The following is a 1,052-nucleotide window of genomic DNA, read 5'->3' as shown; positions in this document are numbered from 1 at the left end:
GTGCAGATGGTGTTCCAGGATCCCTACGCGTCGCTTCATCCGCGCCATACGGTCGACCGGACGCTCTCCGAGCCTCTCGCGATTCATGGCGTCAAGGATGGAGAGGCCCGCATCCTGCAGGCCTTGCGCGAAGTCGGCCTCGGCCCGTCATTCCGGTTCCGCTATCCTCACCAGCTTTCGGGCGGGCAACGGCAACGCGTCGCCATCGCGCGTGCGATGCTGCTGCGCCCCAAAGTGCTGCTCCTGGACGAACCGACGTCGGCCCTCGACGCTTCCGTGCAGGCAGAGATCTTGAACCTCCTCGACGAGTTGCGGCGCGATCTCGGCCTCACCTACATTCTCGTCAGTCACGATCTTGCCGTCGTCGCTCATCTTTGTGAGCGGTTGCTCGTCATGCGTCACGGCGAGGCGGTGGAAGAAACAACCGCAGGGGCCTTGCGGACCAACCAAGCCGCGAGCGATTATACGCGCGCCCTCATCAATGCCAGTCAGGGATTCGCACGGGACGCGCAGGTCCCGCTTGCTTCGGCAATTTGACACTCAACCCTCTCGAGATCGCGACCAAACATGCCCGCTTCTCCGCTCGTTCCCGTATTCGATGGCCATAACGACGTTCTGCTTCGCCTGATACGAGGCGAAATCAAACCCGAGCAGGCTTTCCTGGACGGCGACAATCTCGGGCATCTCGATCTGCCGCGCATGAAGGCCGGAGGAATGGCCGGCGGCTTCTTCGCCGTCTACGTGTCCTCGGAAAGCGGTGGCATCGACATCGATGCGATGATGGCGGAAGCGCAATACGACGTGCCGTTGCCGGCGCCGCTCGAACTTGCGCCGAGCCAGCGCGTCACGCTGGAGATGGCATCGCTGCTGTTCCGTATCGAGCGGGCGTCAGAGGGCCGAGTCAAAGTTTGCCGCACCGCGGCCGACATTCGCGAATGTCTCAAGACGGGAACGCTGGCGACCATCCTTCACATCGAAGGCGCCGAGGCGATCGATCCCGAGTTCCATATGCTCGACGTGCTCTATGAGAGTGGCTTGCGGTCTATCGGCCC

The 1,052-nt window shown here is 62.5% G+C and carries 2 protein-coding genes; both read left to right on the top strand.

The window, feature by feature from the left end; translation table 11 throughout:
- A partial coding sequence (locus AC1DT3_RS22305; protein ID WP_477467356.1) for an ABC transporter ATP-binding protein occupies positions 1-537 on the top strand: 537 nt, incomplete at its 5' end.
- Positions 538-567: 30 nt separating this feature from the next.
- On the top strand, positions 568-1,052 hold a 485-nt coding region (locus tag AC1DT3_RS22300; protein WP_477467355.1), incomplete at its 3' end, for a membrane dipeptidase.

This window comes from Microvirga sp. P4_G7, from assembly GCF_056401005.1.
The sequence above is the reverse complement of the archived record's forward strand: the minus strand, read 5'-3'. Positions and strand labels throughout refer to the sequence as shown.